Source organism: Streptomyces sp. NPDC104202 (assembly GCF_055584185.1).
In genome coordinates this window covers 1-26,800 of record NZ_JBVJMN010000088.1, presented here as the reverse complement: position 1 = coordinate 26,800, position 26,800 = coordinate 1, and the positions used below count along the sequence as shown (strand labels likewise).

General features: G+C 72.0%; 27 protein-coding genes. 7 read left to right on the top strand and 20 right to left on the bottom strand.

Translation table 11 applies throughout. The features are described 5' to 3' along the window. Window positions 1-127 precede the first annotated feature (127 nt). Genes ACZ60W_RS34780 through ACZ60W_RS34765 form a run of 4 tightly spaced genes read right to left on the bottom strand, consistent with a single transcriptional unit; the run spans window position 128 to window position 3,735 of the window. Window positions 128-802: a response regulator gene (locus ACZ60W_RS34780; RefSeq protein WP_469759410.1), complete on the bottom strand. Its 675-nt coding sequence runs from the start codon at window positions 800-802 to the stop codon at window positions 128-130. After that, a complete protein-coding gene (locus tag ACZ60W_RS34775) occupies window positions 799-2,040 on the bottom strand; it encodes a sensor histidine kinase (protein ID WP_469759409.1) in 1,242 nt (413 codons plus the stop codon). The genes ACZ60W_RS34780 and ACZ60W_RS34775 overlap by 4 nt, the downstream gene beginning before the upstream one ends. Window positions 2,041-2,053: 13 nt before the next feature. Then, window positions 2,054-2,836 carry an ABC transporter permease gene (locus tag ACZ60W_RS34770; RefSeq protein ID WP_469759408.1) on the bottom strand — a complete coding sequence of 261 codons (783 nt, stop codon included), beginning with the start codon at window positions 2,834-2,836 and terminating at the stop codon, window positions 2,054-2,056. Further along, window positions 2,833-3,735 (bottom strand): ATP-binding cassette domain-containing protein, encoded by a 903-nt coding sequence (locus ACZ60W_RS34765; RefSeq protein ID WP_469759407.1) that lies wholly within the window; start codon window positions 3,733-3,735, stop codon window positions 2,833-2,835. Before ACZ60W_RS34765 ends, ACZ60W_RS34770 begins: the two co-directional genes overlap by 4 nt. Window positions 3,736-3,871: 136 nt before the next feature. Between ACZ60W_RS34765 and ACZ60W_RS34760 the strand changes: the two genes are divergently transcribed. Beyond that, window positions 3,872-4,435 (top strand): GNAT family N-acetyltransferase, encoded by a 564-nt coding sequence (locus tag ACZ60W_RS34760; RefSeq protein WP_469759406.1) that lies wholly within the window; start codon window positions 3,872-3,874, stop codon window positions 4,433-4,435. Between the two features lie 21 nt (window positions 4,436-4,456). Here the strand turns inward: ACZ60W_RS34760 and ACZ60W_RS34755 are convergent, their stop codons facing one another. From ACZ60W_RS34755 to ACZ60W_RS34725, 7 genes are all read right to left on the bottom strand, one after another. Further along, a complete protein-coding gene (locus ACZ60W_RS34755) occupies window positions 4,457-6,013 on the bottom strand; it encodes a P-loop NTPase family protein (RefSeq protein ID WP_469759405.1) in 1,557 nt (518 codons plus the stop codon). After that, a complete protein-coding gene (locus ACZ60W_RS34750; RefSeq protein ID WP_469759404.1) occupies window positions 6,014-7,414 on the bottom strand; it encodes an ATP-binding protein in 1,401 nt (466 codons plus the stop codon). It abuts the gene before it with no gap. Window positions 7,415-7,434: 20 nt separating this feature from the next. Further along, window positions 7,435-8,988: an SCO6880 family protein gene (locus ACZ60W_RS34745; RefSeq protein WP_469759403.1), complete on the bottom strand. Its 1,554-nt coding sequence runs from the start codon at window positions 8,986-8,988 to the stop codon at window positions 7,435-7,437. After that, the gene (locus ACZ60W_RS34740; protein ID WP_469759402.1) at window positions 8,985-10,304 is read right to left on the bottom strand and encodes a hypothetical protein; all 1,320 of its coding nucleotides are present in this window, start codon (window positions 10,302-10,304) and stop codon (window positions 8,985-8,987) included. The genes ACZ60W_RS34745 and ACZ60W_RS34740 overlap by 4 nt, the downstream gene beginning before the upstream one ends. Further along, the gene (locus ACZ60W_RS34735; protein ID WP_469759401.1) at window positions 10,294-11,130 is read right to left on the bottom strand and encodes a hypothetical protein; all 837 of its coding nucleotides are present in this window, start codon (window positions 11,128-11,130) and stop codon (window positions 10,294-10,296) included. Before ACZ60W_RS34735 ends, ACZ60W_RS34740 begins: the two co-directional genes overlap by 11 nt. A 109-nt stretch (window positions 11,131-11,239) precedes the next feature. After that, window positions 11,240-11,548, bottom strand: coding sequence for a hypothetical protein (locus tag ACZ60W_RS34730; protein WP_024757447.1), 309 nt, complete (start codon window positions 11,546-11,548; stop codon window positions 11,240-11,242). A gap of 258 nt (window positions 11,549-11,806) precedes the next feature. Then, window positions 11,807-12,391 carry a TetR/AcrR family transcriptional regulator gene (locus tag ACZ60W_RS34725; protein ID WP_469759400.1) on the bottom strand — a complete coding sequence of 195 codons (585 nt, stop codon included), beginning with the start codon at window positions 12,389-12,391 and terminating at the stop codon, window positions 11,807-11,809. A 166-nt stretch (window positions 12,392-12,557) separates the two neighbouring features. Between ACZ60W_RS34725 and ACZ60W_RS34720 the strand changes: the two genes are divergently transcribed. Beyond that, window positions 12,558-13,586 (top strand): C40 family peptidase, encoded by a 1,029-nt coding sequence (locus ACZ60W_RS34720; RefSeq protein ID WP_469759399.1) that lies wholly within the window; start codon window positions 12,558-12,560, stop codon window positions 13,584-13,586. Between the two features lie 233 nt (window positions 13,587-13,819). After that, window positions 13,820-14,539, top strand: a complete 720-nt coding sequence (locus ACZ60W_RS34715; RefSeq protein ID WP_469759398.1) for a phosphatase PAP2 family protein — start codon at window positions 13,820-13,822, stop codon at window positions 14,537-14,539. A gap of 18 nt (window positions 14,540-14,557) precedes the next feature. Here ACZ60W_RS34715 and ACZ60W_RS34710 read toward each other — a convergent pair whose 3' ends face one another. Continuing rightward, complete coding sequence (locus ACZ60W_RS34710) at window positions 14,558-14,731, bottom strand: hypothetical protein (protein WP_469759397.1); 174 nt, start codon at window positions 14,729-14,731, stop codon at window positions 14,558-14,560. Window positions 14,732-14,863: 132 nt separating this feature from the next. On the opposite strand from ACZ60W_RS34710, the gene ACZ60W_RS34705 reads away from it, so the two are divergent. Both ACZ60W_RS34705 and ACZ60W_RS34700 read left to right on the top strand, forming a co-directional pair. After that, complete coding sequence (locus ACZ60W_RS34705; protein WP_469759396.1) at window positions 14,864-15,706, top strand: SCO4651 family lipoprotein; 843 nt, start codon at window positions 14,864-14,866, stop codon at window positions 15,704-15,706. Between the two features lie 117 nt (window positions 15,707-15,823). Then, complete coding sequence (locus ACZ60W_RS34700) at window positions 15,824-16,009, top strand: hypothetical protein (protein ID WP_469759395.1); 186 nt, start codon at window positions 15,824-15,826, stop codon at window positions 16,007-16,009. A 22-nt stretch (window positions 16,010-16,031) separates the two neighbouring features. Here the strand turns inward: ACZ60W_RS34700 and ACZ60W_RS34695 are convergent, their stop codons facing one another. Beyond that, window positions 16,032-16,388 (bottom strand): metal-sensitive transcriptional regulator, encoded by a 357-nt coding sequence (locus ACZ60W_RS34695; RefSeq protein ID WP_469759394.1) that lies wholly within the window; start codon window positions 16,386-16,388, stop codon window positions 16,032-16,034. A gap of 193 nt (window positions 16,389-16,581) precedes the next feature. Here ACZ60W_RS34695 and ACZ60W_RS34690 point away from each other — a divergent pair, with 193 nt between their 5' ends. Both ACZ60W_RS34690 and ACZ60W_RS34685 read left to right on the top strand, forming a co-directional pair. Further along, window positions 16,582-17,202, top strand: a complete 621-nt coding sequence (locus ACZ60W_RS34690) for a DUF47 domain-containing protein (RefSeq protein WP_116159771.1) — start codon at window positions 16,582-16,584, stop codon at window positions 17,200-17,202. Between the two features lie 6 nt (window positions 17,203-17,208). Beyond that, a complete protein-coding gene (locus ACZ60W_RS34685) occupies window positions 17,209-18,207 on the top strand; it encodes an inorganic phosphate transporter (RefSeq protein ID WP_352021646.1) in 999 nt (332 codons plus the stop codon). A 111-nt stretch (window positions 18,208-18,318) separates the two neighbouring features. Here ACZ60W_RS34685 and pstB read toward each other — a convergent pair whose 3' ends face one another. From pstB to ACZ60W_RS34650, 7 genes are all read right to left on the bottom strand, one after another. Beyond that, complete coding sequence (pstB, locus tag ACZ60W_RS34680) at window positions 18,319-19,095, bottom strand: phosphate ABC transporter ATP-binding protein PstB (RefSeq protein WP_352021645.1); 777 nt, start codon at window positions 19,093-19,095, stop codon at window positions 18,319-18,321. Between the two features lie 24 nt (window positions 19,096-19,119). After that, a complete protein-coding gene (pstA, locus tag ACZ60W_RS34675) occupies window positions 19,120-20,193 on the bottom strand; it encodes a phosphate ABC transporter permease PstA (protein WP_469759393.1) in 1,074 nt (357 codons plus the stop codon). After that, on the bottom strand, window positions 20,190-21,164 hold the full coding sequence (gene pstC, locus ACZ60W_RS34670; protein WP_469759392.1) for a phosphate ABC transporter permease subunit PstC: 975 nt from the start codon (window positions 21,162-21,164) through the stop codon (window positions 20,190-20,192). Before pstC ends, pstA begins: the two co-directional genes overlap by 4 nt. Before the next feature lie 118 nt (window positions 21,165-21,282). Then, window positions 21,283-22,425 (bottom strand): phosphate ABC transporter substrate-binding protein PstS, encoded by a 1,143-nt coding sequence (gene pstS, locus ACZ60W_RS34665; RefSeq protein WP_469759391.1) that lies wholly within the window; start codon window positions 22,423-22,425, stop codon window positions 21,283-21,285. Between the two features lie 516 nt (window positions 22,426-22,941). Continuing rightward, on the bottom strand, window positions 22,942-23,343 hold the full coding sequence (locus ACZ60W_RS34660; protein WP_469759390.1) for an NUDIX hydrolase: 402 nt from the start codon (window positions 23,341-23,343) through the stop codon (window positions 22,942-22,944). Further along, on the bottom strand, window positions 23,340-24,329 hold the full coding sequence (locus tag ACZ60W_RS34655; protein ID WP_469759389.1) for a CHAD domain-containing protein: 990 nt from the start codon (window positions 24,327-24,329) through the stop codon (window positions 23,340-23,342). The genes ACZ60W_RS34660 and ACZ60W_RS34655 overlap by 4 nt, the downstream gene beginning before the upstream one ends. Continuing rightward, on the bottom strand, window positions 24,316-26,559 hold the full coding sequence (locus ACZ60W_RS34650; RefSeq protein ID WP_469759388.1) for an RNA degradosome polyphosphate kinase: 2,244 nt from the start codon (window positions 26,557-26,559) through the stop codon (window positions 24,316-24,318). The genes ACZ60W_RS34655 and ACZ60W_RS34650 overlap by 14 nt, the downstream gene beginning before the upstream one ends. Window positions 26,560-26,800 lie beyond the last annotated feature (241 nt).

Sequence of the window (26,800 nt, the reverse complement as noted above, 5' to 3'; positions counted from 1 at the left end):
GCAGGGGGGACCCTGTGGGAGAGTAGGACGCCGCCGAACAATTTTTAGCCTCAACCCCCGGACATCGTCCGGGGGTTGAGGCATTTTTGCGTTCTGGGGGTCGTGGGGGCGGGAAGGCGAGGGACCGTCAGGGGGCGGGGGTGGTGAGGCCGGTGTCGTAGGCGAGGATGACGGCCTGGACGCGGTCGCGGGTGCCGGTCTTGGCGAGGACGCGACCCACATGGGTCTTGACGGTGGATTCGGCGAGGTGGAGGCGTTCGGCGATCTCCGTGTTGCTCCAGCCCTTGCCGATGACCGTGAGGATCTCGCGCTCCCGGTCGGTGAGGGAGGCGAGCCGGGGGTCTTCCGTCCGTTCCGCCGGCGGGGGCGTCGAGGCCGGCAGGTGATGGATGTAGGCGTCCAGGAGGCGGCGGGTGAGGCTGGGGGCGACGACGGCGTCTCCGGCGGCGACCGCGCGGATGCCGGCGAGGAGTTCCTCGGGCTGGGCGTCCTTGACCAGGAAGCCGCTCGCGCCGGCGCGGAGGCCGTCGTAGGCGTACTCGTCGAGGTCGAAGGTGGTCACGATGAGGATGCGGGTGCGGGCTCCGGTGGCGATGACGCGGCGGGTGGCCTCGATGCCGTCCAGGCCGGGCATCCGGATGTCCATGAGGACGACGTCGGGGTGGTGGCGGTCGACCAGGCGGATCGCCTCGGTGCCGTTGGACGCCTCGCCGACGACCGTCATGTCGTCCTGGCTTTCGAGCAGCATGCGGAAGCCGAAGCGCTGCATCGGCTGGTCGTCCGCGATGAGAACGGTCGTCACGAGGGGGAGCCTTCCCGGGGGAGTCGGAGCGTGACGGCCCAGCCGCCGGTCGGCAGGGGGCCGGTCTCGAGTGTGCCGTCGTAGAGGGCCGCGCGTTCGCGCATTCCGATGAGTCCCTGGCCCTGGCCGGGAATCGCCGTCGCCGTGCCGTCGTCGGTGATCTCCGTCCGTGTCTCCTGGGGGGTGTACGTGAGGGTCACCCGTGCCGTCGCCCCCGCGCCCGCGTGCTTCAGGGTGTTCGTCAGGGCCTCCTGGACGACGCGGTAGATCGTCAGCTGGGCTCCCGGGGGGAGCGCCGGTGCCGAGGCGGGGGCGGGGCGGGCGTCGAGGTGGACCGGCAGCCCCGCCTTGCGCACGCCTGTGATGAGGCTGTCGAGGTCGGCCAGGGTGGGCTGGGGGTCGCGGGCGGCCTCCTGGTCGTCGTCGCGCAGGACGCCGAGGAGGCGGCGGAGTTCGGTGAGGGCCTCGCGGCCGGTCGCGCCGATGGCGTCCAGGGCCTGGGTGGCGCGCTCGGGGTTCTTCGCCGCCGCGTACCGGCCGCCGTCGGCGAGGCCGGTGATGACGGAGAGGTGGTGGCCGACGATGTCGTGCATCTCGCGGGCGATGCGGGTGCGTTCGGCGGCGGCGGCGAGCCGGACCTCCTGGTCGCGCTCGATCTCCAGGCGGCGGGCGCGGTCGACGAGGCCGGCGGTGTGCTCGCGGCGGGAGCGGACGACGATGCCGAGGAGTTCGACCAGGGCGTACGCCCAGAGGGTGGGGAGGATGCGCTGGTCCCAGCTGCCGGAGGGGAAGCGGATCGCGCCCACGACGAGCGGGGGCGAGGTGAGGGCGAGGGCGAGGAGCAGGGTGCGGGTGGGGCGGCGCAGCACGATGTGGAAGAGGGGGAGGGTCTGGAGGTAGGCGGCCTGGAGGGAGGCCCCGGACGCCTCGCTGGCGAAGGCCGCGGCGGCCATCACCGCCAGGACGGCCGTGGGGTGACTGCGGCGCCAGAAGAGCGGGAGGGACAGGGCCAGGCTCAGGGTGACGACGAGCCAGGCGGGGACCCCGGGGTCGTGGGCGGTGGTGCGCCAGCCGCCGGCCGCGTCGACGAGCGCCGCCAGGGTCCACCCCGCGGTGAGGGCGGCGTCCCAGAGGCGGGGGCGGCGGGCGTCGAGGGCCCGGACCCGGGCGAGCAGGCGCTGGACCTGCCTGCTCGGTCCGGTGGTGCCGGTGGGCTGCGGTGTCTCCTCCGTGGTCACCCCGTCATCATCCTCATACGTCCCGGCGCTTGAGCAACAGTGCGGGGACGGCGAGTGCGGCCGCGGCCCACAGGAGCAGGGCGAGGAGGGCGGCGCCGGGGGTGGCGGCGCCGGGCAGCGGGGTCGCGGAGCCGAGGGCGCCGGCGGCCTGGGTGGGGAAGTACCGGACGGCCGTGTCGACCGTCTCGTACGGGAGGGCGCCGAGGATCTCGGGGACGACGAGGACGCCGCCGACGTAGGCGCCGATGGCGCCGGGGACGGAGCGGAGGGCGGCGCCGAGGCCGAGGGCGATCAGGCCGAGGAGGGTGACGCCGGCGGCGTTGCCGGCGAGGGCGGTGAGGACGCCGTCGTCGGTGAGGGAGGCGGCCTGGTCGGTGTCGGAGAGGAGGGTCTGGGCGGTGAGGAAGGTCAGCAGGGCGGTGGCGAGGGAGACCGTGAGGACGACGGCGGCGTAGACGGCGGCCTTGGCGCCCAGGACGGGGAGGCGGCGGGGGACGGCGGTGAGGGTGGCGCTGATCATGCCGGTCGCGTACTCGCCCGCGGTGACGAGGATGCCGAGGACGGCGAGGGCGATGGCGCCGAGCTGCGAGCCGTAGAGGGTGAGGACGACGGTGTCGACGTCGGAGTCGCCGCCGTCGGAGGTGTAGGTGGCGCCCATGAGGACGCCGACGCCGAGGACGATCGCGGTGGCCGTGAGGACGGTGGTCCAGGTAGAGCGGACGGTCCACAGCTTGTGCCATTCCGAGCGCAGGACGCGGGCGGTGGTGAGCCGGTGGGGGGTGGCGGCGGTGGTCATGCGGGGGCTCCCTGGTATTCGACGGAGTCGTGGGTGAGGGCCATGAACGCCTCTTCCAGCGAGGGGGCCCTGGGGGTCAGTTCGTGGAGGGGGAGGCCGTGGGCGGCGGCGGTGCGGCCGATCTCGGGGGCGTCCGGGCCGGAGACGAGGAGGGTGTCGGGGGCCTCGGCGGTGATCTGCGCGCCGGGGAGCAGGTTCCGCAGCCGGTCCGGTTCGGGGGTGACGACCTTCACGGAGGCGCCGCCCGCGGACCGTACGAGCTCCTCGACGGTGGTGTCGGCGAGGAGGCGGCCCTTGCCGATGACGATGAGGTGGTCGGCGGTGAGGGCCATCTCGCTCATGAGGTGCGAGGAGACGAGGACGGTGCGGCCGTCGGCGGCGAGGGATCTGAGGAGGGTGCGGATCCAGAGGACGCCCTCGGGGTCGAGGCCGTTGACGGGTTCGTCGAGGATGACGGTGGCGGGGTCGCCGAGCAGGGCGGCGGCGATGCCGAGGCGCTGGCCCATGCCGAGGGAGAAGCCCTTGACGCGTCTGCGGGCGACCTGGGTGAGGCCGGTGAGGGCGAGGACGCGGTCCACGCGGGCGCGGGGGATGCCGTGGGTGTGGGCGAGGGCCATGAGGTGGTGGAAGGCGGAGCGGCCGGGGTGGACGGCGCGGGCTTCGAGGAGGGCGCCGACGCGGGTGAGCGGGGCGGGGTGGCCGGCGTAGGCGCGGCCGTCGACGGTGGCGTGGCCGCGGGTCGGGGCGTCGAGGCCGAGGAGCATGCGCAGGGTGGTGGACTTCCCGGCGCCGTTGGGGCCGAGGAAGCCGGTGACGGTGCCGGGGCGGACGGTGAAGCCGAGGTCGTGGACGACAGTGGTGTCGCCGTACCGCTTGGTGAGGTTCTCTGCTCGGATCATGTCTTCGACGGTAGGGAGGCGGCGGCGGGGGTTCGTCCGACCGTGGTCGGGGGTGGCGGCGGGGGCGTGGTACCGGGGTACGACGGGGAGGGAAAAGCCCTTGTCAGGGGAGGTGCGCCGTCGTCAGGATCGGGACATGGACTTTGCGATTCGTGTCATCCGCCCCGACGAGTGGGAGAAGGCCAGGGAGCTGCGGCTGGCCGCGCTGCGGGACCCCGTGGCGCACCTGGCGTTCCTGGAGACGTACGAGGTGGCGGTCGAGCGCCCGGACTCCTTCTGGCGGGAGCGGACGGTGGGCGCCTCGGAGGAGGGGCCCGGCACCGTGCGCCAGTTCGTCGCGGAGGACGCCGACGGCCGGTGGGTGGGCACCGTGTCGGTGCTGGTGGAGCGGGCCGCGGCGGAGTCGCTCTTCGGGGACGTCCCGGAGGTCGAGCAGACGCATGTGGTCGGGGTGTTCGTGCGGGACGAGGCGCGGGGCTCCGGGGTGATCGACGCGCTGTTCGCGGCGGCCGCGGAGTGGTCCTGGTCGCTGGAGGGGTGGCGGACGGAGCGGGTGCGGCTGTACGTCCACGCGGAGAACGCGCGGGCCCAGGCGGCGTACCGGCGGCTCGGGTTCACGGACACCGGGGTGCGGGTCGCTCTGCACGGCAGCGAGACCGAGAACGAGCGCGAGTACGAGCTGCTGCGGCCGGCCGGCTGAGCCGGCCTCCCGGAGGGTCGTTCAGCGGCTGGCCGAGGTTTCGGGCCAGCGCGCGCGGGCCTGCTCGGCGGAGCGCATGAGGGCCAGGGTCGGGAGGCCCTGGGTGTGCCCGGTGGCGAGGAGTTCCGGGAGGCGGGGGAGGGGGGCCACGGCCGCGACGTCGTCGAGGACGAGGGTCATTGGTGGGTCGAGCCGACCGTCGGATGACCGTGCGGCCATGCGGCGGCCGTGCTCGACCACGCTTGCGGCGAGTGCCGTGAGGAGCGGCATCGCGCCGGGGTGGGTGCGGGGGTCCTCGATCGCCTCGCCCACCACGTAGAGGGTGCCCCCTTCGGCGATGAAAGATGCGAGCGCCAGCGAATCCGTTCGATTCGGTGTGCACGCCTCCCGGATGTGGACCGAGGAGAGCGCGCCGAGGGCACGGGCCGTCAGTTCCTGGGCGAGGCGGCGGCTATCCGGGTGGGCGGTCAGGGCGGACTCCAGGAGGCCGGCGTGGCCGGAGGCGGCCTTGGGGTGGCTGCGGAGGATCCGTACGGGTTCGTGGGCGCCGGCGCCCTGGGCCCAGCGGTGGACCTGGCGGAAGGGGCGGCCGTCTACGGCGGCGGCGTGGAGCCAGCAGCGCAGGAGCGTTTCGGCGGTGTCCGCGGTGGCCGCGTCGAGCCGGGCGGGCGGGCGGACGGGGGCCAGCAGGGCGACCGCCCGTTCCTGGGCGGTGTCGGGGTCCTCGCAACCCTCCGACGGCGACCAGTGCAGCCGGGCGGGGGTGTCGCAGAGGTGTCCGGTGTCGTGGACGAGGACCGGGCCGAGCTTGCCGCGCGCGTCCTTGGTCGACGACCAGACGGCGGGGTCGGACGTGACGACGAGGACGGGGCCTTCGGCGTCCCGGACGGCCTGGACGGCGGCCGGGAGGCGTTCCGCGGGCGGGCCGTAGACGGTGCGGGCGGGCGCGGCGGGCGCGGCGGGGGCCGGGAGGCGGTCGCGGGGCGGTGCCGGGGTGGGTACGGGGGCGGGGGCGGTCTCCCGTACGGGCGTGGTCTCCTGCTGCGGGTGCTGCGGACTCCGGGCGGGTTCGGGGCTCGGTGCGTGCTGCCGCGGACCCCGCGCGGGGGGAGGGGTCTCCCGTACGGGCGTGGGGTCGGGGGCTCGTACGGGGGCGGGCGTGGTCTCGTGTATCGGGGCCGGGGTGGCCGCGGGGGCCGGGCCGGGGTGGGCGTACGTGCCCGCCTTGCGGTGGGCGCGGACGGCGCGCCAGCGGGCGAGGGTGCCGAGGACGAAGACGGCGAGGACCAGGAGGATCATCGCCTCGCCGATGAGGATGCCCCAGAAGAGCCCGTACCCCGAGAGCCCGTCCGGCGGGGTGGCCGGCCAGGCGGCGGGGAGGTCGGTCGGGGCGGTGGCGAGGGAGCGCAGGGCCGCGGGGGTGCCGGTGAGGGCGACCCCCGGCGGCCAGGCGCCGTGGGCGAACAGGCCCGCGAGGCCGGTCGCCGTCCACACCAGGACGGTGAGGCAGAGGAGGAGGCCGAAGAGACCGAGCAGCAGCCCGTCGGAGACGCCTCCTGCCTTCCGTGCCGGTTCCATCTACGCCACCGTCGACTGCGAGGAGCCGTTCATCTGCTGCTCGACGAGGAGGGCGCGCTGTTCGGTCTCCCACTCCAGTTCCGGGTCGACGGACGGGTCCGACGCCTCGGTCATGGCGCGGTCGGTGTAGACGAGCGGGCGTTCGCGTTCGGTGATGAGGTGCTTGACCACCTGCACGTTGCCGTTGACGTCCCAGACGGCGATGCCCGGGGTGAGCGTGGGGATGATCTCGACCGCCCAGCGGGGCAGGCCGAGGACCCGCCCCGTGTTCCGCGCCTCGTCGGCCTTCTGGGCGTAGATGGTCCGGGTGGAGGCCATCTTGAGGATCGCCGCCGCCTCCTTGGCCGCCGCTCCGTCGACGACGTCGGAGAGGTGGTGGACGACGGCGACGAAGCTCAGGCCGAGGCGGCGGCCGAACTTCAGCAGCCGCTGGAACAGCTGGGCCACGAAAGGGCTGTTGATGATGTGCCAGGCCTCCTCGACGAGGAAGATGCGCTTCTTCCGGTCGGGGCGGATCCAGGTGTGCTCCAGCCAGACCCCGACGATCGCCATGAGGATCGGCATGGCGATCGAGTTGCGGTCGATGTGGGAGAGGTCGAAGACGATCAGGGGTGCGTCGAGGTCGATGCCGACGGTCGTCGGACCGTCGAACATGCCCCGCAGGTCGCCGTCGACGAGGCGGTCGAGGACGAGGGCGACGTCCAGGCCCCAGGCCCGTACGTCGTCTATGTCGACGTTCATCGCCTCCGCCGACTCGGCCTTGGGGTGGCGGAGCTGCTCGACGATGTCGGTGAGGATCGGCTGCCGGTCGGTCTTGTGCGCGGTGACGTAGGCGTGGGCGACCTTGAGCGCGAAGCCGGAGCGTTCGTCGAGGCCGTGGCCCATCGCCACCTCGATGATCGTCCGGAGCAGCGCGAGCTGGCCGGTCGTGGTGATCGAGGGGTCGAGGGGGTTGAGGCGGATGCCGGAGTCGTTGGCGACCATCGGGTCGAGCCGGATGGGAGTTATCCCCAGCTCCTGCGCGATGAGGTTCCATTCGCCGACGCCGTCCTCGCCCTGCGCGTCGAGCACGACGACCTGCCGGTCCCGGAAGCGGAGCTGGCGGAGCACGTACGTCTTCTCCAGCGCCGACTTGCCGTTGCCGGACTCGCCGAGGACCAGCCAGTGCGGGGCGGGGAGCTGCTGCCCGTACAGCTGGAACGGGTCGTAGATGTAGCCCTTCCCGCTGTACACCTCGCGGCCGATGATGACGCCGGAGTCGCCGAGGCCGGGGGCGGCGGTCGGCAGGTAGACGGCCTGGGCCTGGCCGGTGGAGGTGCGGACGGGCAGGCGGGTCGTCTCCACCTTCCCGAAGAGGAAGGAGGTGAAGGCGTCGGTGAGGACGGACAGCGGATCTCGCATCGGTCTGTGCCCCTTCGGCCCTAGCGGCGGATGCCGGTCGCGAACGGCAAGGTGTTCACAAAGGCCCGGTGGTGCTCGCGGTCGCACCACTCCAGCTTCAGGTACGACTTGCCGGCGGAGGCCCTGATCGTGCGCTTGTCCCGGGCGAGGGCCTCGGGCGAACGCGACGACACCGTGATGTACCCGACCAGGTTCACTCCGGCAGCGCCGCTGGCGAGATCTTCACCCCGCTGGTCGAGCCGGCCGTGGGCGGCGATGTCGCGGGGGTCGACCGTGCGGTTCATCTTGGCGGCGCGGCTGGCGTCGGCCTCGTCGTTGGTCTTCTCGGTGAGCATCCGCTCGATGGCGACCTCGGTGGGCTCCAGGTCCATGGTCACGGCGACCGTGCGGATGACGTCCGGGGTGTGGACGAGGAGCGGGGCGAGGAAGTTGACGCCGACCGGGGTCATCGGCCACTCCTTCACCCAGGCCGTGGCGTGGCACCAGGGGGCGCGGGTGGAGGACTCGCGGGTCTTGGCCTGGAGGTACGTCGGTTCCATCGCGTCGAGTTCGGCCGGCCAGGCGTTGCGCTTGGTCATGGCCTGGATGTGGTCGATGGGGTGGTCCGGGTCGTACATGGAGTGCACGAGGGAGGCCAGCCGGGACTGGCCCAGGGGCTGGCGGACGCGGATGTCGGCCTCGGCGAGGCGGGCGCAGATGTCGGTGAGCTCGCGGGCCATGACGACGGCGAGGCCGGCGTCGCGGTCCAGCTTGCGGGCGCCGGAGGCGTGCCGGGCGGCGCGGGCCATGGCGTTGGCCTCGGCGGCGAGTTCGCGCGTGTAGTGCATGCAGGCGACGAGGTAGGCGCGGTGCTGCTCGCTGGAGGTGGAGACCATCGACTGGAGCTGGTCGTAGGACTCCTGGAGCCACGGGGGCGCGTGCGGGTCGCCGCGCTGGCCGACGTCCTTGGCGTGCGCGTCGGGGTCGGCGGGGAGGGTGCGGGCCAGCATCTGGAGGCGGGTCACGAAGCCGTCGCCGTTGGCGACGTGCTTGAGGAGGGTGCCGAAGCGGTCGACCAGTGCCTCCTGGTCCTCGCTGTCGCGCAGGCCGACGCCGGGGCCCTCGATCTCGATGGCGGCGGTGACCGTGCGGCGGTCGGCGTGCAGCAGGACGGCGATCTCGTCCGGTCCGAAGGGGGCGGCGAGCCAGCCGACCCGGCCGATGCCGGGCGGCGGGCCGACCTCGACCTCGCGGCCGTCCAGGCGGGTGCCGGCCTCGACGACGACGGAGCGGTAGGCCGTGCCGCGCTTCAGCATCCGCTTGTAGCTGCGGTTGATCTCGAACCACTTGTAGAACGTGCGGTGCTTGTACGGGAGGTACACGGCCGCGATCGCGATCATCGGCAGGCCGGCGAGCAGGGCGATCCGCAGGGGGAGCAGGGGGACGAGGAGTCCGCTCATCATGCCGAGGAAGGCGCCGACGATGATCAGGGCGATCTCGCCGGTCTCGCGGTTCTTGCCGACGATCGCGTTCGGCCGGGCGCGGCCCACGAGATACGTGCGGCGGGGCGCGACCGGGTGGGACTGGGTCGTCAACGCCCTGCACCTCCAGAGTTCTTGCGGTTGCTGTGCGGGGTACCCGTGGTGGGACTGCTGCTACGGGGCGGGGGCGGGGGCGTCGCTCCGCCGCCGCCGCGGCTGCTGTGGGCGGCCATGCCGCCGGAGACGGCGTTGGCGGGGCGGGGGCCGGCGCCCTGGGACGACGGGCCGCCGTCGCCGCGGGAGCTGTGGGTCTTGATTCCCTGGGAGACGAGGGAGGCGGGGGAGGAGATGACGGCGGCGGCCGCGTTCTCGCCCGCGCGGTGGAGGCGGTTGTTGCGGGAGGCGGCGATCTCGTCGCCGAAGCCGGGTACGAAGCGGTAGATCATCGCGGAGGCGAAGATGGCGAGCAGGATGATCGCGAGGCCGGAGACGACGGCGGAGAACGAGTCCGGGCCGGTGCCCGAGGACAGCGCCCCGGCCAGGCCGAGGACGATCACGATGATCGGCTTCACCAGGATGACCGCGATCATGATGCCCGCCCAGCGGCGGACGTGGCCCCACATGTTCTTGTCGACGAGGCCCGAGTAGACGACGACGCCGAGGAGCGCGCCGACGTAGAGCATCACGGCGCGGAGGAACAGCTCCAGATAGAGCACGCCGGCGGCGAGGACGGTCACCAGCGACACGATGATCAGCATGATGGGGCCGCCACCGATGCTGTCGCCCTTCTGCAGGGCCTGCTTGAAGCTGCCGAAGAAGATGTCGGTCTGCTGGCCGGTGCCCGAGGCGATGACCTCGGTGACGGCGTCGGTGGCGTTCACCACGGTGTACAGGATCAGCGGGGTGAACGCGGAGGCCAGCACCGTCAGCCACAGGAACCCGATGGCCTCCGACAGCGCGACCGTCAGCGGCACGCCCCGGATGGCCCGCTTCGCGACGGCGAGCAGCCACAGCAGCAGCGTCAGGAAGGTCGCGGCGGCGAACACGATCGCGTAGCGGCCGAGGAACTGCATGTTGGTGAAGTCGACGTCGGCGGTCTCCTTCACCGCCTTGGAGAGGTAGTCGATGGTGGCGACGGCCGCGTCCGCGCAGCCCCGGGCGAGCGAGGACAGGGGGTCGAGGGCGCTGGTGGGATCGGTGAGCGGAGCCTTGCCGGCTCCGCCGGTTCCCCCGCGCCCGTTCTCGCAGTAGTCCCGAGCGGGACCGCGGATGAGGTCGCAGGGGTTGTTGGTGTCGCTCGGGGCCGGAGTGGGTGTGGGCGTCGGGGTGGGCGCCGCGAGGGCACGGCCGGCGAACAGGACGACGGCAGTCTGCGCGGCGCCGAGAGCCGCGGCGAGCCGCAGGCCGCGGGGGAGGCGCTTACCGGGCATAGGTGAAGCCTCCGAACTGGCCGACGGCGTCGCTCATTTCCTGGGACGTGGAAGCCCGCTGGTCGCGGCCGACGGGAACGGGACCGTCCTTCTGGCTGAAGCCGGTGACCTTCCAGTCGTCGCCGACCCACTGCAGTTCGTACGAGCCCGTGTACCACGCCTCGGAGACGGGGTTCTTGGAACCCTCGCCCGAGAGGCCGAACAGGGACGAGTACCAGACCGCCACCGTCGCCTTGTCCTCGGCGTAGCTCTCGACCTTCGAGCCGACCGGGATGACGCGGGAGATGAAGGTCAGCCCCTGCGGCGCCGTGCCGTCCTCCTGCAGCCCGATCCGGCTGAGGAAGTCCTTGTCGCTGTACACCTTGTCGAGGTCGCCCGCGCGGGACGCGAGGGCGGAGGGAGCGTAGACCGTCTGGACGATCTCGCTCCGCGCCGACGCGGTGAACATCTCCGCCGACCCCAGGGCCACCGCGTAGTTCGTCGCCGCGCTCTGGGCGCCCTGGTCGTCGTGGGCGTAGCCGGTCGGGATTCGGCCGTTCTTGCCGGAGACGGGGCGGACGCCGGTGGCGGCGGTGGGGGCGGAGTCGCCGGGGGTGCCGGCGCGGGGGCCGGCGGCGTCGGCGGGGTCGCCGCCGCCGCGGTTGGCGAGGGCGATGGCGGCGACGAGGACGACCACCACGCCCACGACGGTGATGAGGGAGCGGGAGCTGCGGACGGGGCGGCGGGCGCCGCCGTAGACGTCGACGTCGCCCTCGGGCAGGCGGGTCCGGGTCTGGCCCGAGCCGCCCACGCCGCCGAAGCTGTCGTGCTCGTCGCCGGGACTCATGCCGGGTACGCCCCCTCACTCGTTCGCGGGTACGACAGTGCTGCAACATGGCTGGGCATCAGGGAACGCGACATCAACAGGCCTCGGTTGGATGGGGTCCGACGGGATATCAGACGGCCATGCCGTACACGATGGTGAACAGCGTCCCGAGGGATCCGATGATGAAGACGCCGGTCAGGCCGGCGACGATGAGGCCCTTGCCCTGTTCCGCGCTGAACGTGTCGCGGAGTGCGGTCGCGCCGATGCGCTGTTTGGCCGCTCCCCAGATGGCGATGCCGAGGCAGAGCAGGATGGCCACGGCCATCACGACCTCGATCATCACCTTGGCTTCGTTGCCCAGGCTCCCGAAAGGTCCCCAGTTCGGGGCGATTCCACCGATGATGGTGGTGATGTCGCCCTTTTCGGCCGCCAGGTACATGTAACTCACCGCCCCTGTTGGGTAGTTATCTGCCCCTGCCGGACGGCATGGGTCATCGCCCTATCTTCGCTGATGAAACCGCCCACGTGTGACGGCTTGACGGCTCTCTTTACCCGATCCCCGCACACTTGACCGGTCTGACCGTCTTGACCTGCGGTGGTGTGGCCGGTTTCCGTGCGAAGAAGCGTATCGTCACTCTGTGTATCACGGAGGGTGACTCCGGGCAATGATTGTCGTTGTTGCACTCTTGGGGCGGCGTCAGACGTACGAGCCGACCAGGCGCGCGAGGTGACGGCCCGCCAGGATCAGGGGCTCCTCGCTGCGGGTGACCTGGGCGGTCGCCTGGGCGCCGGTGAGGGTGTGGACGACGGTGGCGGCGAGGTCGCGGGCGTGGGGGGCGGGGAGGCCGCAGTCGTGGAGGCGGTCGGCGACGAGGTTGCGCCAGGAGTAGAGGGCGTCGGCGCAGGCCCGCCGGATGGGGTTGTCGGAGCCGAGGGTCTCCAGGGCGGCGGCGGTGACGGGGCAGCCGTCGGTCCAGTCGGAGGCGTGGAGTTCGCGGGCGAGCCGGCGGGCGCAGGCGTCGACGGCGTCGGCGGGGTCGGTCCGGCCGTCGAGGGCGGCGCGGAGCAGGGCGGCGAACTCCTCGCGGCCGTGGTCGAGCGCGGCGACGGCGACGGCTTCCTTGCCGCCGGGGAAGAAGTGGTAGACGGAGCCGAGGGTGGCGTTGGCCTCCTGGGCGATCCGCTTGATGCCCGTGCCGGCGTACCCCTGGCGTCTGATGAGGCGCGAGGCGGCGACGACGATGCGCTCGCGGGTGCCGAGCGCGGGGCTGCGGGACTGCATCGGAGAAGGGTAGTCGGCGGGGTGTGCGGAGCGGGCGTTCACGCGGGGGCGGCGGTTGAACGGGCGCGCGGCGTGACCGGGAGGTCGCGCAACGTCCCCTTGGGGGCCCTCGCCGCCTAGACTGGGCCGCCGGGGCGTACTGCCATGAGCCGAGGGGTGGTTGACGGTGCGTAGGGCTGGCAAGGCGTGGCTGGTGGCCGGCGGGGCCTTCGGAGTCTGTCTCGGTTTTCTCGCCCTGCTCGTCGTCGGTACGTACTCGGCGGCGGCCGGTCTCGCCGGCGGGGCGGGCGGTTCCGTGAACGGCACCGTGGCGTTGGCCAAGGGGGCGGTGCCGGCGCTCTACCAGGGGCTCGTGCAGCGCTGGGGCAACCTCTGTCCCGCCATCAACCCGGCGCTGCTGGCGGCGCAGCTGTACCAGGAGAGCGGCTGGAACCCGAGGGCGGTCTCCTCCGCCGACGCCCGGGGCATCGCCCAGTTCATCCCGGGCACCTGGGCGGGTCACGGGGTGGACGGCGACGGGGACGGCGACCGGGACATCTGGGACCCGAAGGACGCGATCCCGTCGGCGGCCTCGTACGACTGCGAACTCGCCGGCTACGTGAAGGACGTGCCGGGGGATCCGGCGAACAACATGCTGGCCGCGTACAACGCGGGCGCGTACCGGGTCATCAAGCACGGCGGGGTGCCGCCGATCAGCGAGACCCGGAACTACGTGCGGATCATCCGGTCCCTGGAGAAGAGCTTCGCGCGTCCGGTGGGACGGGTGGACCCCTCGCACCTGGCGGCGGGGGCGATCCACTACGCGCAGGGGAAGCTCGGCACGCCGTACCTGTGGGGCGGGACGGGCACGGCGGCGCAGAACGGCCGGTTCGACTGCTCCGGGCTGACGCAGGCGGCGTACGAGGCCGTCGGCATCCGGCTGCCGCGGGTCGCCAACGACCAGTACAACGCCGGGCCGCACCCCTCGCGGGAGGAGCTGCTCCCGGGGGACCTGGTCTTCTTCTCGGACGACCTGACCAACTCGCGGGCCATCCGGCACGTCGGCATCTACGTCGGCGGCGGGTACATGATCGACGCACCGCGGACCGGGGCGGTGATCCGCTTCGACCGGATCGACACCCCGGACTACTTCGGCGCGACCCGGGTGACGGCGGACGGGGCGGCGGCGCTGCCGACCCGCGCGCCGCAGGCGTGACGGGTCCGGAGGGGCCGTCAGGCGCCGTCCGGGGGCCTTCCGGTCGTTTGGGACATGGCCGGAACTCTCCGTCATGCAGTGGCCCTGAGCTGCGGGGGACCGTCACTCTTCGGTAACGTCCTCATGATCCACCGGAGCGAGCGGAACGTGCGCCTCAGGCGGTTCGTTCCCCGATCCGACCACGCTGACCACGGGGGTTGGACGACAGACACGAGAGCAAGGGGCCGCAGGAGATGGCTGTACTCGCATCGGACGGTTCGAACCCCGATGTCAGCCTGCTCTACGACATCAACGGGCTGGCCAAGGCCGCTCCGCCGTGGTTCGACCGCGTCATGGAGTTCGTCGGCGAGTACGGCATCGTGCTGGCGATGGTCCTCGTCGTGCTGTGGTGCTGGTGGAGCGTCCGCCGGCGCGGCACCCACGCCGACTCCGTGGCGGCCGTCGCCGGGCTGATCTGGGCCCCGCTGGCGGCCGGGATCGCGCTCCTGGTCAACATCCCCATCCGCGGCTTCGTCGAGCGCCCGCGGCCCTTCAAGGACCACCAAGGCCTGGAGGTCCTGATCGAGGGGAAGACGGACTTCTCGTTCGTCAGCGACCACGCCACGCTGGCGATGGCCCTGGGCGTCGGTCTCTTCGTCGCGCACCGCCGCTTCGGTCTCGCCGCGATCGGCCTCGCCCTCGCCGAGGGGTTCGCCCGGGTCTACATGGGCGTCCACTACCCGACCGACGTGATCGGCGGGTTCGCGCTCGGCACGGCGGTGGCGCTGCTCCTCGCCCCGCTCGCGCTCGCGCTGCTCACCCCGGTCGTCGCCGCGGTCGGCCGCTCCGCCACCGGCGTCCGGCTGGTCCGTTCGCGCCGGGCCGACGGTCCGCGCCGCCCCGAGGCGGTGGACATCCCCGAGTCGCAGCTGGGCGGCCCCGCCGCCACCGGCCGCAACGACCTCGCCGCCTGAGGGACGCGCCGCCGACGGCTAGTTCGGGTCGGGGCTCCGGTCCTCGTCGGCGCGGGCGTGTTCCGCGGCGTCCGTGCGGGCGCGGTCGCGGGATCGGCGGGCCGGGCCCGTCCAGCCACAGCTGCACCGTGCCAGCGCGAACGAGCCGCGCTCCGTCGTGGTCGTCGTGTGGGGGGAGGCCTGCGCGTGCACGCGACCACCGTACTGCGCGTGACGGGTCGCCCGGGCCGTCGTTATCCGGATCGGGTGCTCCCCGGGCGCACGGATGCCGGGGGAGGGCGGATCCCGGGCGGACAGCGGTGCGGTGTGGGGGGTTGGCAGGCGATGGCGGTGCAGTCGTACGGGCGTCCGCGGGGCCACAGGAGCGGGGCGCTGGCCGTCACCGCCGCCCTGGTCGGCAGCCTCGCCTCGGCCGCGGCGGTCTCCGGGTGCGCGGCGTCCGAGGACCCGAAGCCCGCGGGTGATCCGGCCCTGACCGTGCGGAGCGCGGCGGACGCTCTGGCGCGGGCCGGCAGCTCGAAGGCGAGCACCTCGATGGAGATGGCGTCGGGCGGCACCCGGGTCACGATCCGGGGCGAGGGGGGCTACGACTTCCGGCGCCGGACCGGCCGGCTCCAGGTGGTGCTGCCGAAGGACGCGGCTGGCGCGAGCGAGCACCGGCCGATCACCGAGCTGCTGACGCCCGGTGCGCTGTACATGAAGAACCGGGGGGCCGGCGTGCCCGCGGACAAGTGGGTCCGCGTCGACACCACCACCCTGGACGACGGGAACCTCGTCACGGGGGGCGCCACCGACCCCGGTGCGGCGGCGGAGCTGCTGCGGGGCGCGCGGGAGGTCGTCTACGTCGGCGAGGTCGAGCTGGCAGGGGTGAAAGTCGGCCACTACCGGGGGGTCGCCGACATCGCGGCGGCGGCCCGGGCGGCCTCGCCGCAGCTGCGCGGGGCGCTCGCCGCGGCGGCGAAGGGGTTCGCCGACGACACCGTGCCGTTCGACGCGTACCTGGACGCCGAGGGGCGGCTGCGGAAGGTCCGCCACCAGTTCAGCTTCAGCAACCAGGGCCGTACGGTCGCGGTCGCGTCGACCACCCTGCTGTACGGCTTCGGGGCCGCGGTGGAGGTGACGCTGCCGGACCGGCGGCACCTCTACGCCGGAAGGATCGAGGGCTGACCCGGCCGGACGAGGGCGCGGACCATCGGCAAATGGTCCGGACGTGTCATGCGCGGTGCGTGGCCCCGTCCCTACGCTGGGAGACCGCTGGGAGACGACGCCGGCAGGAAGAGGTGGATGCGCGTGGCCCCGCCCGGTACAGCAACCGTGCCCGCAGACCCGGACTGCGTCGCCCTCGCCGAGATCGAACTGTGCGGCGAGCTGATCATCGCGGCCTCGGCCGCGGACGGGGAGCGGCTCAGCGCGGACCGGATCGACGAGGTCCTGCGCGTCGCGGCCGAACGGGCCGCACAGGACCTCTGACGGTACGGCCCCGCCGGCCGGATCAGGTCCGCATCATGCGGGCGATGGCCTTGGTGGCCTCCTCGACCCGGGCGTCGATCCCGTCGCCGCCCTTGGCCGCCGCGTCCGCGACGCAGTGCCGCAGGTGCTCCTCCAGGAGCTGGAGGGCGAAGGACTGCAGCGCCTTCGTGGACGCCGACACCTGGGTGAGTATGTCGATGCAGTACACGTCCTCGTCGACCATCCGCTGCAGGCCGCGGATCTGGCCCTCGATGCGGCGGAGCCGCTTGAGGTGCTCGTCCTTCTGCTTGTGGTAGCCGTGCACGCCGTGGTCGTGGTCGGCCGGCTCGACAGCCTCGACGGTGTCGGGGGTGACCTGGTCCGCCTCGGTGGTCGTCATCGCGTCCTCCCGTTGTCCAGAAAGGGGGTGTATACCCCTCGTGGGTATATGGTACCGATCCCCGCCGAAGCGGGCGGGGGCCCGTGCAGATCACTGTGCCTGATGGGCGACACTGAGAGGACGCCGGTTAGCCGTGGCCGGATGATGCGCCTAGCATCAGCCTGACCGAAACCCAGCACCCCGAGGACCTCACGTGCGATTTCGTCTGACCCCCAGGGAGACGAGCTTCTACGACATGTTCGCCGCGTCCGCGGACAACATCGTCACGGGCTCCAAGCTCCTGATGGAACTGCTCGGAGCGGAGCCTTCCGCCCGGGCCGAGATCGCGGAGCGGATGCGGGCAGCGGAGCACGCCGGCGACGACGCCACCCACGCGATCTTCCACCAGCTGAACTCCTCGTTCATCACGCCGTTCGACCGCGAGGACATCTACTCCCTCGCGTCGTCCCTCGACGACATCATGGACTTCATGGAAGAGGCCGTCGACCTGGTCGTCCTCTACAACATCGAAGAGCTCCCCAAGGGTGTCGAGCAGCAGATCGAGGTCCTGGCCCGGGCGGCCGAGCTGACCGCCGAGGCCATGCCGAACCTCCGGACCATGGCCAACCTCACCGAGTACTGGATCGAGGTCAACCGGCTGGAGAACCAGGCCGACCAGATCCACCGCAAGCTGCTCGCCCACCTCTTCAACGGCAAGTACGACGCCATCGAGGTGCTGAAGCTCAAGCAGGTCGTGGACGTACTGGAGGAGGCGGCCGACGCGTTCGAGCACGTCGCCAACACGGTGGAGACCATCGCGGTCAAGGAGTCCTGAGGCTTCGTGGACACCTTCGCTCTGATCGTGACCATCGGTGTCGCGCTCGGCTTCACGTATACGAACGGCTTTCACGACTCCGCCAACGCCATCGCCACCTCGGTGTCGACCCGGGCGCTGACCCCCCGGGCCGCGCTCGCGATGGCGGCGGTCATGAACCTCGCCGGCGCCTTCATGGGCAGCGGCGTCGCCAAGACGGTCAGCGAGGGGCTCATCGAGACCCCGACCGGCGACAAGGGGATGGGCATCCTCTTCGCCGCGCTCGTCGGCGCGATCATCTGGAACCTCGTCACCTGGTACTTCGGCCTCCCGTCCTCCTCCTCGCACGCCCTCTTCGGCGGCATGGTGGGCGCGGCGCTGGCCGGCGGCACCGAGGTGATCTGGGGAGGCGTCCTCGACAAGGTCGTCATCCCGATGTTCGTCTCGCCGGTGGTGGGCCTCGTCGTCGGTTACCTGGTCATGTGCGCGATCCTGTGGATGTTCCGCAAGGCCAACCCGCACAAGGCCAAGCGCGGCTTCCGGATCGCCCAGACGGTCTCGGCGGCGGGCATGGCGCTCGGCCACGGCCTCCAGGACGCGCAGAAGACGATGGGCATCGTGGTGATGGCCCTGGTCATCGCCGACGTGCAGCAGGCCGGCGACGACATCCCGGTGTGGGTGAAGATCGCCTGTGCCGTGATGCTCTCGCTCGGTACGTACGCGGGCGGCTGGCGCATCATGCGGACCCTCGGCCGCAAGATCATCGAGCTGGATCCGCCGCAGGGCTTCGCGGCCGAGACGACCGGTGCGTCGATCATGTTCGGTTCGGCGTTCCTCTTCCACGCGCCGATCTCGACCACCCACGTCATCACCTCCGCGATCATGGGCGTCGGCGCGACGAAGCGCGTCAACGCGGTCCGCTGGGGCGTCGCCAAGAACATCATCCTCGGCTGGTTCATCACGATGCCGGCGGCGGCGCTCGTCGCCGCCCTGAGCTACTACGTGGTCCAGCTGATCTTCGGCTGACGGACACCGCGGACGGAAACGGGCCCGGCTCCCCTGTGGGGGAGCCGGGCCCTTCGTCATCACGGTGGCACCGCCATGCAGCACCGTATGACGGCTCGGGGGGTGAGCGGTCTAGCCGAAGCGGCCGGAGATGTAGTCCTCGGTCGCCTGGACGCTCGGGTTGGAGAAGATGCGCTCGGTGTCGTCCAGCTCGATGAGCTTGCCGGGCTGGCCGACGGCCGCCAGGTTGAAGAAGGCGGTGCGGTCCGAGACGCGCGCGGCCTGCTGCATGTTGTGCGTCACGATGACGATCGTGAAGCGCTCCTTCAGCTCGCCGATCAGGTCCTCGATGGCGAGGGTGGAGATCGGGTCGAGGGCCGAGCACGGCTCGTCCATGAGCAGGACGTCCGGCTCGACGGCGATGGCGCGGGCGATGCAGAGGCGCTGCTGCTGGCCGCCGGAGAGGCCGGAACCCGGCTTGTTCAGGCGGTCCTTGACCTCGTTCCAGAGGTTGGCGCCCTTGAGGGACCGCTCGACGATCTCGTTCAGCTGGGACTTCTTGTAGCTGCCGTTGAGGCGCAGGCCCGCCGCCACGTTGTCGAAGATCGACATGGTGGGGAAGGGGTTCGGGCGCTGGAAGACCATGCCGACCGTGCGGCGCACGGCGACCGGGTCGACGTTCGTGCCGTACAGGTTCTCGTCGTCCAGCATCACCTTGCCCTCGACGCGGCCGCCGGGGGTGACCTCGTGCATCCGGTTCAGGGTGCGCAGGAAGGTGGACTTGCCGCAGCCGGAGGGGCCGATGAAGGCCGTCACGGAGCGGGGCTCGACGGTCATCGAGATGTCGTCGATCGCCTTGTGGGCGCCGTAGTAGGCGGAGAGGCCGCTGACGTCGATGCGCTTGGCCATGTGAATCACTTCCTATTGCCGCGGTCAGCGGCCGGTCTTCGGGGCCTTCCAGCGGGCGATGCCGCGGGCCACCAGGTTGAGGATCATGACGAAGGCGATCAGGACGAGCGCTGCGGCCCAGGCGCGGGCCACGGCGGCGTCGGTGCCGACCGCGTACTGCTCGTACACGTAGAGCGGCAGGGAGGACTGGGCGCCTTCGAAGGGGTTCGGGTTGATGAGCTTCGTACCGAACACGAGGAGGAGGACCGGGGCCGTCTCACCGGTGATGCGGGCGACCGCGAGCATGACGCCCGTGGTGATGCCGCCGATCGCGGTGGGCAGGACCACCTTCAGGATGGTGCGCCACTTGGGGATGCCGAGGGCGAGGGAGGCCTCGCGGAGCTCGTTCGGGACGAGCTTGAGCATCTCCTCGGTGGAGCGGACCACGACCGGCATCATCAGGATGGACAGGGCCATCGCGCCGGCGAAACCGGAGGGGCCGAAGCCCAGCATCAGGTTCCAGGTGGCGAGGACGAAGAGGCCGGCGACGATCGACGGGATGCCCGTCATGACGTCGACGAAGAAGGTGACGGCCTTCGCGAGCTTCCCGTTGCCGTACTCGACGAGGTAGACGGCGGTGAGGAGGCCGATCGGCGCGGCGATCAGGGTCGCGATGCCCACCTGCTCGATGGTGCCGAGCAGCGCGTGGTAGACGCCGCCGCCGGCCTCGGCGTCCAGGACGCCGTTCATCGAGTGCGTCAGGAAGTAGCCGTCGAGGACGTCGAGGCCCTTGCTGATCGTGACCCAGGCCAGCGAGAGCAGCGGGACGACGGCGAGGACGAAGGAGACCCAGATCAGACTGGTGGCGACGCGGTCCTTGGCCTGGCGGCGGCCCTCGACCTTGGTGGTCACCGCGAAGGTGACGAGGACGAAGAGCAGCGCGGCGAGCAGGCCCCACTGGACCTTGCTGTGCCAGCCCGCGGCGGCGCCGATGCCGATGCCTCCGGCGATCGAGCCGACGGCGATGGCGGCCGGGGTCCAGCGGGGGAGCCGGGCGTGCGAGAGGGATCCGCGGCGCGGGGCCGCCGTGACCGGTCGATCCTGTATGGCGTGGCTCATGCCGCGGCCCCCGAGTACTCCTTGCGGCGGCCGATGATCCACCGGGCGGCGCCGTTGACCAGCAGGGTGATGACGAAGAGGACGAGACCGGAGGCGATCAGCGCGTCACGGCCGAACTCGTTCGCCTCGTTGAACTTCGCGGCGATGTTCTGGGCGAAGGTGCCGCCGCCCGGGTCGAGCAGGTGGCCCGAGAGGACGAAGCTGGGGGAGAGGACCACGGCCACGGCCATGGTCTCGCCGAGCGCGCGGCCGAGGCCCAGCATCGAGGCGGAGATGATGCCGGAGCGGCCGAAGGGCAGCACCGACATGCGGACGACCTCCCAGCGCGTGGCGCCGAGGGCGAGGGCGGCTTCCTCGTGCATCCGCGGCACCTGGAGGAAGACCTCGCGGGTGACGTTGGTGATGATCGGAAGGATCATGATCGCCAGCAGGATGCCCACGGTGAACAGGTTGCGGGCGACGCCGTCGCTGGACTTGTCGAAGATGTACGTCCAGCCCAGGTACTGGTCGAGCCACTTGTTCAGGCCGTCCAGGTACGGGACGAGGAAGATCGCGCCCCAGAGGCCGTAGATGATGCTGGGCACGGCGGCGAGCAGGTCGACGACGTACGCGAGCGGCTTGGCCAGCCTGCGCGGGGCGTAGTGCGAGATGAAGAGGGCGATCCCGATCGCGACGGGCACGGCGATGAGCATCGCGATGACCGACGAGACGACCGTGCCGAAGGCGAGGACGGCGATGCCGAAGGCCGGCGGGTTGGCGGCCGGGTTCCACTCGAAGGTGGTGAAGAAGTTGGTGCTGTCCTTCGAGATGGCGAGGACGGCACGGTAGGTCAGGAAGACCGCGATCGCGGCCATGATCACGAGAAGGGTGATGCCGGAGCCTCGGGACAGTCCGCTGAAGACGCGGTCACCGGGGCGTGACGCGCTCTTGGCGCGCCGGCTCCTCTGTATGTCGGGTGATGTCGTAGCCATCTGATTTCTCCGGTCTGCGGAGCCCTCGCGCGGACGGCGCGCGGGCACCTGGCGGCGGTGCACCGGATGCCGGGGCCGGCCCCTTCACGGGAGGAGAGGGGCCGGCCCCGGCCGGGGGTCAGGACAGGGTGGGGACGATCGCGCGGACCTTGGCCGCGATCTCGGCCGGGAGCGGGGCGTAGCCGGCCTCGGAGAGGACCTTCTGGCCCTCCTCGCCGGCCGTGTAGGTGAGGAACGCCTTCAGGGTCGGCAGGGTCTCCGCCTTGTTGCCCTTGTCGCAGGCGATCTCGTACGTGACCAGGGTCAGCGGGTAGGCACCCTCGGCCTTGGTCGTGTAGTCGAGGGAGAGGGCCAGGTCGCTGCCGGTGCCCTTGACCTTGGCGGCGGCGATGGCCTTCGAGGCGTTCTCCGTGGTGGCGGCGACCGGGGCGGCCGCACCGGTGTTGACGCTCACCGTGGAGATCTTGTTGGCGGTCGCGTAGGAGAGCTCGAAGTAGCCGATGGAGCCCTCGGCGTCCTTGACCGCGGTGGCGACACCGGAGGAGCCGTTGGCGGCCTGGCCGCCCGGGGCGGGCCACGACTTCGTCTTCGGGTCGTACTTCCAGTCGGCCTTCGCGGTGGCCGAGAGGTACTTGCCCAGGTTCTGGGTGGTGCCCGACTCGTCCGAGCGGTGGAAGGCCTGGATGGTGGTGTCGGGGAGCTTGGCGCCCGGGTTCAGCTTGGCGATCGCCGGGTCGTTCCACTTGGTGATCTTCGTGTCGAAGATCTTGGCGAGGGTGGGGGCGTCCAGGACGAGGTTGTCCACGCCGTCCAGCTTGTAGCCGATGGCGATGGGGCCGCCGACCATCGGCAGGTTGATGCCCTTGCCGCCCTTGCAGATCTTCTGCGACTCGGCGACCTCTTCGTCCTTGAGGGCGGAGTCGGAGCCGGCGAAGGTGACCTGGCCCTGGTTGAACTTGGTGATGCCACCGCCGGAGCCGATGGCCTGGTAGTTGACCTCGACGCCGGAGCACGCGGCCTGGAAGTTCTTGACCCACAGGTCCATCGCGTTCTTCTGCGCGCTGGAGCCGGCGGCCAGGAGCTGGCCCTTGGCGCCGTCACAGGCGATGTTCGACGCGGCCGCGGTGGTCTTGGAGGCGCCGTCCTTGGTCGGGGTCTCCGTGTTGTTGTCCGACCCACACGCCGAGAGGACGAGCGCACCGGAGACGACGAGGGCACCGATCGCGGAGGCGCGAAGCCCGTTCTTGCGCGAAAGCTTCACTTTCGGGTGTTCCTTCCAGAAGCCGCCTTGTCGCGGACCGAGTGTCCTGAACGGTTCTACGGCGGCGTGTGTCGGTTTGATGGGTGCATCGCTGTGCTCTGTGCACCGTGTAAGGCCGAAATTAGGCAGAACAGGTGAAGCGGTCGACGGAGGAGGGTGAACGGGAAGTGAACCGTGCCGGAAGCCCGGGTGCGGGGGTCTCGGAGGGGCGGCCGGTTCTCGTGCGGCCGGGCCGCTCGGTGGGCGGTGCTCCGTTGCGGGCCCGCGCCCCTTCGCGGGGCGGGGCGCGGGCCGTGGCGGTACGCCCACTCCCGTGTGGGCAATCGTCCCGCAGGGCGGGACGGGTGGGCACACGGGACGGGGCCCCTGCCGGGCCTCGGCTTCCGGGCTTGGGCCTGTCGCCGGACGTGCGGCGCCGTCGTGGGTTGTGCCCACCCGTTCCGCCCCAGCGGAACAGTTGCCCACAACAGGGGACACCGCGACGGGGGACGCCGGGGTGCGGGGGTGGGGGCTCGGTTACGGGAGGGCGTTGTCGAGGAGGGTGCGATCGCGGGGCTGGGTGAGGCGGGCGCGCGCGGCGGAGGGCGGCAGCCAGAGGAGGGCGTCGATCTCGTCGTTGGGGGTGAAGGCGCCGGAGAGGGCGCGGGCGGACCAGTAGACGACTTCCTTGGGGCGCCCGGCGACCGTGTAGTGGACGGTGGGCAGGCGGGCGCCGAGCTCGCAGTCGCGGCCCGTCTCCTCCCGTACCTCGCGCAGCGCGCACGCCTCGGCGGACTCGCCGCGCTTGCGTTTTCCCTTCGGGTGCGACCAGTCGTCCCATTTGGGCCGGTGGACGAGGGCGATCTCGATGCCGTGGCCGGAAACCGCCGGGCGCCACAGGACGCACCCCGCCGCGAGGATCGGCCGTAGGTCGCTCATGGGACCGGGGCCGTCGTGGTGCGCCAGGCGCGCTGGAAGGCGAACCGGGCGGCTTCGACGTCGTGGCGCTGGTCGGCGTGGAGGACGCCGAGGGCATAGGCGGTGGCGGGGGCGATCCGGGGCGTGCGGGCGGCGGTGGCGGCGGCCGTGGCGGCCTCGGCGGCGTCGCGGTGCCGGTCGAGGGCGCGGGCGGCCTCGTACAGGACGGAGCCGGGCTCGCCGCCGGTGTGCAGGGCCTCGGAGGCGTACCGGTGGAGGCGCAGCAGGAGGCGGGTCTGGTGCCAGGGGGCGTCCTGGCCGTCGCCGGCGTCGAGGCCGAGGGCCTCGGCGTTGTAGGGGTGGGCGGCCCGGGTGAGGGGCAGGGCGGCGACGGCGTCGAGGAGGCGCCGTTCGGCGACCTCGGCGGGGCCGTCGAGGACCTCGACGGCGGGTGCCGAGCCGGCGGGGCCGAGGGGCACCTCGGAGGCGAGGAGGGCCACGGCGTCGGCGACGGCGTGGAAGCGGGCCGAGCCGAGGGCCTGGAGGGCGGCGGAGTGGGCGCGCGTCCGGGCCAGGGTGAGCTGCCGTTCGAGGAGGGCGCCGGCGCGGGCGGCGCCGACGGAGAGTCCGGTGGACTCGCCGCCGCGGGCGGCGGGGACGGGGCCGGCGCCGCCCGCGTTCGACAGGCGGGCGAGCGCGTCCACCAGCCGGACCAGGCGGGAGGTGCAGGCCTGTTCGAGGGCCAGGGTCCCGGAGAGCCAGGCGAGCTCGGTGCGCAGCTGGTCGGCCCAGGCGGTGTCGAGGAGGGGCCGGAAGGTGTGGAGGGTGCCGCTGATCCGGCGGGCCGCGCCGCGCAGGGTGCGGGCGGCCTCCTCCGCTCCGGCCGTGTCCGAGCCGCTCTCGCCGTGCAGGCGCAGGCCGCGGAGGAAGTCCGCGGCCCGCCCGTGCAGGTAGGGAGCGAGGACCTCGCCCGCTGTGACGTCCCGGGAGTGGTCAGGGTTGTGCACGCCGGCGCCTCCGCGCGTCGATGAGCATCTCCTGGACGTGCCGCAGCGGACGGCCCTCGGGGTCGGTCGCGTGGCGCGTCCAGTTCCCGTCGGGGCCGAGGTGCCAGGAGGAGGTGGTGTCGGACATCCCGGTCTCCAGGAGCCGGGTGAGGGCGGCCCGGTGGGCCGGGTCGCTGACCCTGACGAGGGCCTCGATCCGGCGGTCCAGGTTGCGGTGCATCATGTCGGCGCTGCCGAACCACACCTCGGGTTCGCCGCCGTTGCCGAAGGCGAAGATCCGGGAGTGTTCCAGGAAGCGGCCGAGGACCGAGCGGACCCGGATGTTCTCGGAGAGGCCGGCGACGCCGGGGCGTACGGCGCAGATGCCGCGGACCCAGATGTCGACGGGGACTCCGGCCCGGGACGCCTGGTAGCAGGCGTCGATGACGGCCTCGTCGACCATCGAGTTGACCTTGATCCGCACGTAGGCGGGGCGGCCGGCGCGGTGGTGGGCGATCTCCTTGGTGATCCGGGAGACCAGCCCGTCCCGCAGCGACTTGGGGGCGGTCAGCAGGCGCCGGTAGGTCTCGCGGCGGGAGTAGCCGGAGAGCCGGTTGAAGAGGTCGGAGAGGTCCGCGCCGACCTGGGGGTCGGCGGTGAGCAGGCCGAGGTCCTCGTACAGGCGGGCGGTCTTGGGGTGGTAGTTGCCGGTGCCGACGTGGGAGTAGCGGCGCAGCAGCTCGCCCTCCTGGCGGACGACGAGCGACAGCTTGCAGTGGGTCTTCAGGCCGACGAGGCCGTAGACGACGTGGCAGCCGGCCTCCTCCAGCTTGCGGGCCCACTTGATGTTGGCCTGCTCGTCGAAGCGGGCCTTGATCTCGACGAGGACGAGGACCTGCTTGCCGGACTCGGCGGCGTCGATGAGGGCGTCCACTATCGGGGAGTCGCCGGAGGTGCGGTAGAGCGTCTGCTTGATCGCGAGGACGTCGGGGTCGGCGGCCGCCTGCTCCAGGAAGGCCTGGACGGACGTCGAGAACGAGTCGTAGGGGTGGTGCAGGAGCACGTCCCGCTCGCGCAGCGCGGCGAAGATGTCGGGCGCGGACGCGGACTCGACCTCGGCGAGGTCGCGGTGGGTGCCGGCGATGAAGGTGGGGTACTTCAGCTCGGGCCGGTCCTGTCCGGCGATGCCGAAGAGGCCGGTGAGGTCGAGCGGGCCGGGCAGCGGGTAGACCTCGGCGTCGGAGATCTTCAGCTCGCGGACGAGCAGGTCGAGGACGTAGGGGTCGATGGACTCCTCGACCTCCAGGCGCACCGGCGGGCCGAAACGGCGCCGCATGAGCTCCTTCTCCAGGGCCTGGAGCAGGTTCTCCGCGTCGTCCTCCTCGACCTCCAGGTCCTCGTTGCGCGTCACCCGGAACATGTGGTGGGCGAGCACCTCCATGCCGGGGAAGAGCTCCTCCAGGTGGGCCGCGATGACGTCCTCCAGGGGCACGTACCGCTGGGGGGATGCCTCCAGGAATCGGGACAGCAGCGGCGGCACCTTCACGCGCGCGAAGTGGCGGTGGCCGCTGACGGGGTTCCGGACGACGACGGCGAGGTTGAGGCTGAGGCCGGAGATGTACGGGAAGGGGTGCGCGGGGTCGACGGCCAGCGGGGTCAGCACGGGGAAGATCTGCTGGCGGAAGAGGGTGAAGAGCCGCGCCTGCTCCTTCTCGGTGAGCTCGGGCCAGCGGATGAGGTGGATGCCCTCGTCGGCCAGGGCGGGGGCGACGTCCTGCTGGTAGCAGGCCGCGTGCCGGGCCATGAGCTCGCGCGAGCGCGTCCAGATCAGGTCGAGGACCTCGCGGGGCTGGAGCCCGGAGGCGGAGCGGGTGGCCACGCCGGTGGCGATGCGGCGCTTGAGCCCGGCGACGCGCACCATGAAGAACTCGTCCAGGTTCGAGGCGAAGATCGCGAGGAAGTTCGCCCGTTCGAGGAGGGGCGTGGTGGGGTCCTCGGCGAGTTCGAGCACCCGCTCGTTGAACGCGAGCCAGCTGCGTTCCCGGTCGAGGAAGCGGCCCTGCGGCAGCGCGTCGCCGAGGGGGCCGTCGTCCTCGAAGGTGTCGGGGTCGGAGTCCAGGTCGCGCTCGGGCTCCGCGGTGCCGTCGGCGTTCACGACGTGCGGGCGGTGCGCGGCTATGGATCCGAGCGACGGCGGGGCGGACGGCGTGGCGGAGGACTGGACCGGGACCTCGGCAGGCTGCTTGCTCATGGCCCCATTCTTCCGCGCGAAGGGGCGGTCGGGCGCGTCGGAGCGGGCCGTGGGGGAGGGAAGTCTCCCTTTGGGGAGGCTGGACCCGGAGCGCTTCATTGCGTGAGCGTCGCAAGCGCGTCTGAATGGCCGGTAACGACGACATGTCGTACGGGAATCGGGGGGGGGGGGGGGGGGGGGGGGGGGGGGCCGTGGTGTTGCCCGCTTCGTACCGACAAAAACACACCGCCCACCCCCACCA

Coding starts and splice junctions, on each gene's coding strand:
- ACZ60W_RS34735 (WP_469759401.1), bottom strand. CDS start 11,130: ATGAGTCCCGGCGACGAGCACGACAGCTTCGGCGGCGTGGGCGGCTCG.
- ACZ60W_RS34730 (WP_024757447.1), bottom strand. CDS start 11,548: ATGTACCTGGCGGCCGAAAAGGGCGACATCACCACCATCATCGGTGGA.
- ACZ60W_RS34765 (WP_469759407.1), bottom strand. CDS start 3,735: ATGATCCGAGCAGAGAACCTCACCAAGCGGTACGGCGACACCACTGTC.
- ACZ60W_RS34770 (WP_469759408.1), bottom strand. CDS start 2,836: ATGACCACCGCCGCCACCCCCCACCGGCTCACCACCGCCCGCGTCCTG.
- ACZ60W_RS34750 (WP_469759404.1), bottom strand. CDS start 7,414: ATGCGAGATCCGCTGTCCGTCCTCACCGACGCCTTCACCTCCTTCCTC.
- ACZ60W_RS34715 (WP_469759398.1), top strand. CDS start 13,820: ATGGCTGTACTCGCATCGGACGGTTCGAACCCCGATGTCAGCCTGCTC.
- ACZ60W_RS34740 (WP_469759402.1), bottom strand. CDS start 10,304: ATGCCCGGTAAGCGCCTCCCCCGCGGCCTGCGGCTCGCCGCGGCTCTC.
- ACZ60W_RS34650 (WP_469759388.1), bottom strand. CDS start 26,559: ATGAGCAAGCAGCCTGCCGAGGTCCCGGTCCAGTCCTCCGCCACGCCG.
- pstA (WP_469759393.1), bottom strand. CDS start 20,193: ATGAGCCACGCCATACAGGATCGACCGGTCACGGCGGCCCCGCGCCGC.
- ACZ60W_RS34695 (WP_469759394.1), bottom strand. CDS start 16,388: ATGACGACCACCGAGGCGGACCAGGTCACCCCCGACACCGTCGAGGCT.
- ACZ60W_RS34725 (WP_469759400.1), bottom strand. CDS start 12,391: ATGCAGTCCCGCAGCCCCGCGCTCGGCACCCGCGAGCGCATCGTCGTC.
- pstB (WP_352021645.1), bottom strand. CDS start 19,095: ATGGCCAAGCGCATCGACGTCAGCGGCCTCTCCGCCTACTACGGCGCC.
- ACZ60W_RS34700 (WP_469759395.1), top strand. CDS start 15,824: ATGCGCGTGGCCCCGCCCGGTACAGCAACCGTGCCCGCAGACCCGGAC.
- ACZ60W_RS34755 (WP_469759405.1), bottom strand. CDS start 6,013: ATGGAACCGGCACGGAAGGCAGGAGGCGTCTCCGACGGGCTGCTGCTC.
- pstC (WP_469759392.1), bottom strand. CDS start 21,164: ATGGCTACGACATCACCCGACATACAGAGGAGCCGGCGCGCCAAGAGC.
- ACZ60W_RS34660 (WP_469759390.1), bottom strand. CDS start 23,343: ATGAGCGACCTACGGCCGATCCTCGCGGCGGGGTGCGTCCTGTGGCGC.
- ACZ60W_RS34705 (WP_469759396.1), top strand. CDS start 14,864: ATGGCGGTGCAGTCGTACGGGCGTCCGCGGGGCCACAGGAGCGGGGCG.
- ACZ60W_RS34760 (WP_469759406.1), top strand. CDS start 3,872: ATGGACTTTGCGATTCGTGTCATCCGCCCCGACGAGTGGGAGAAGGCC.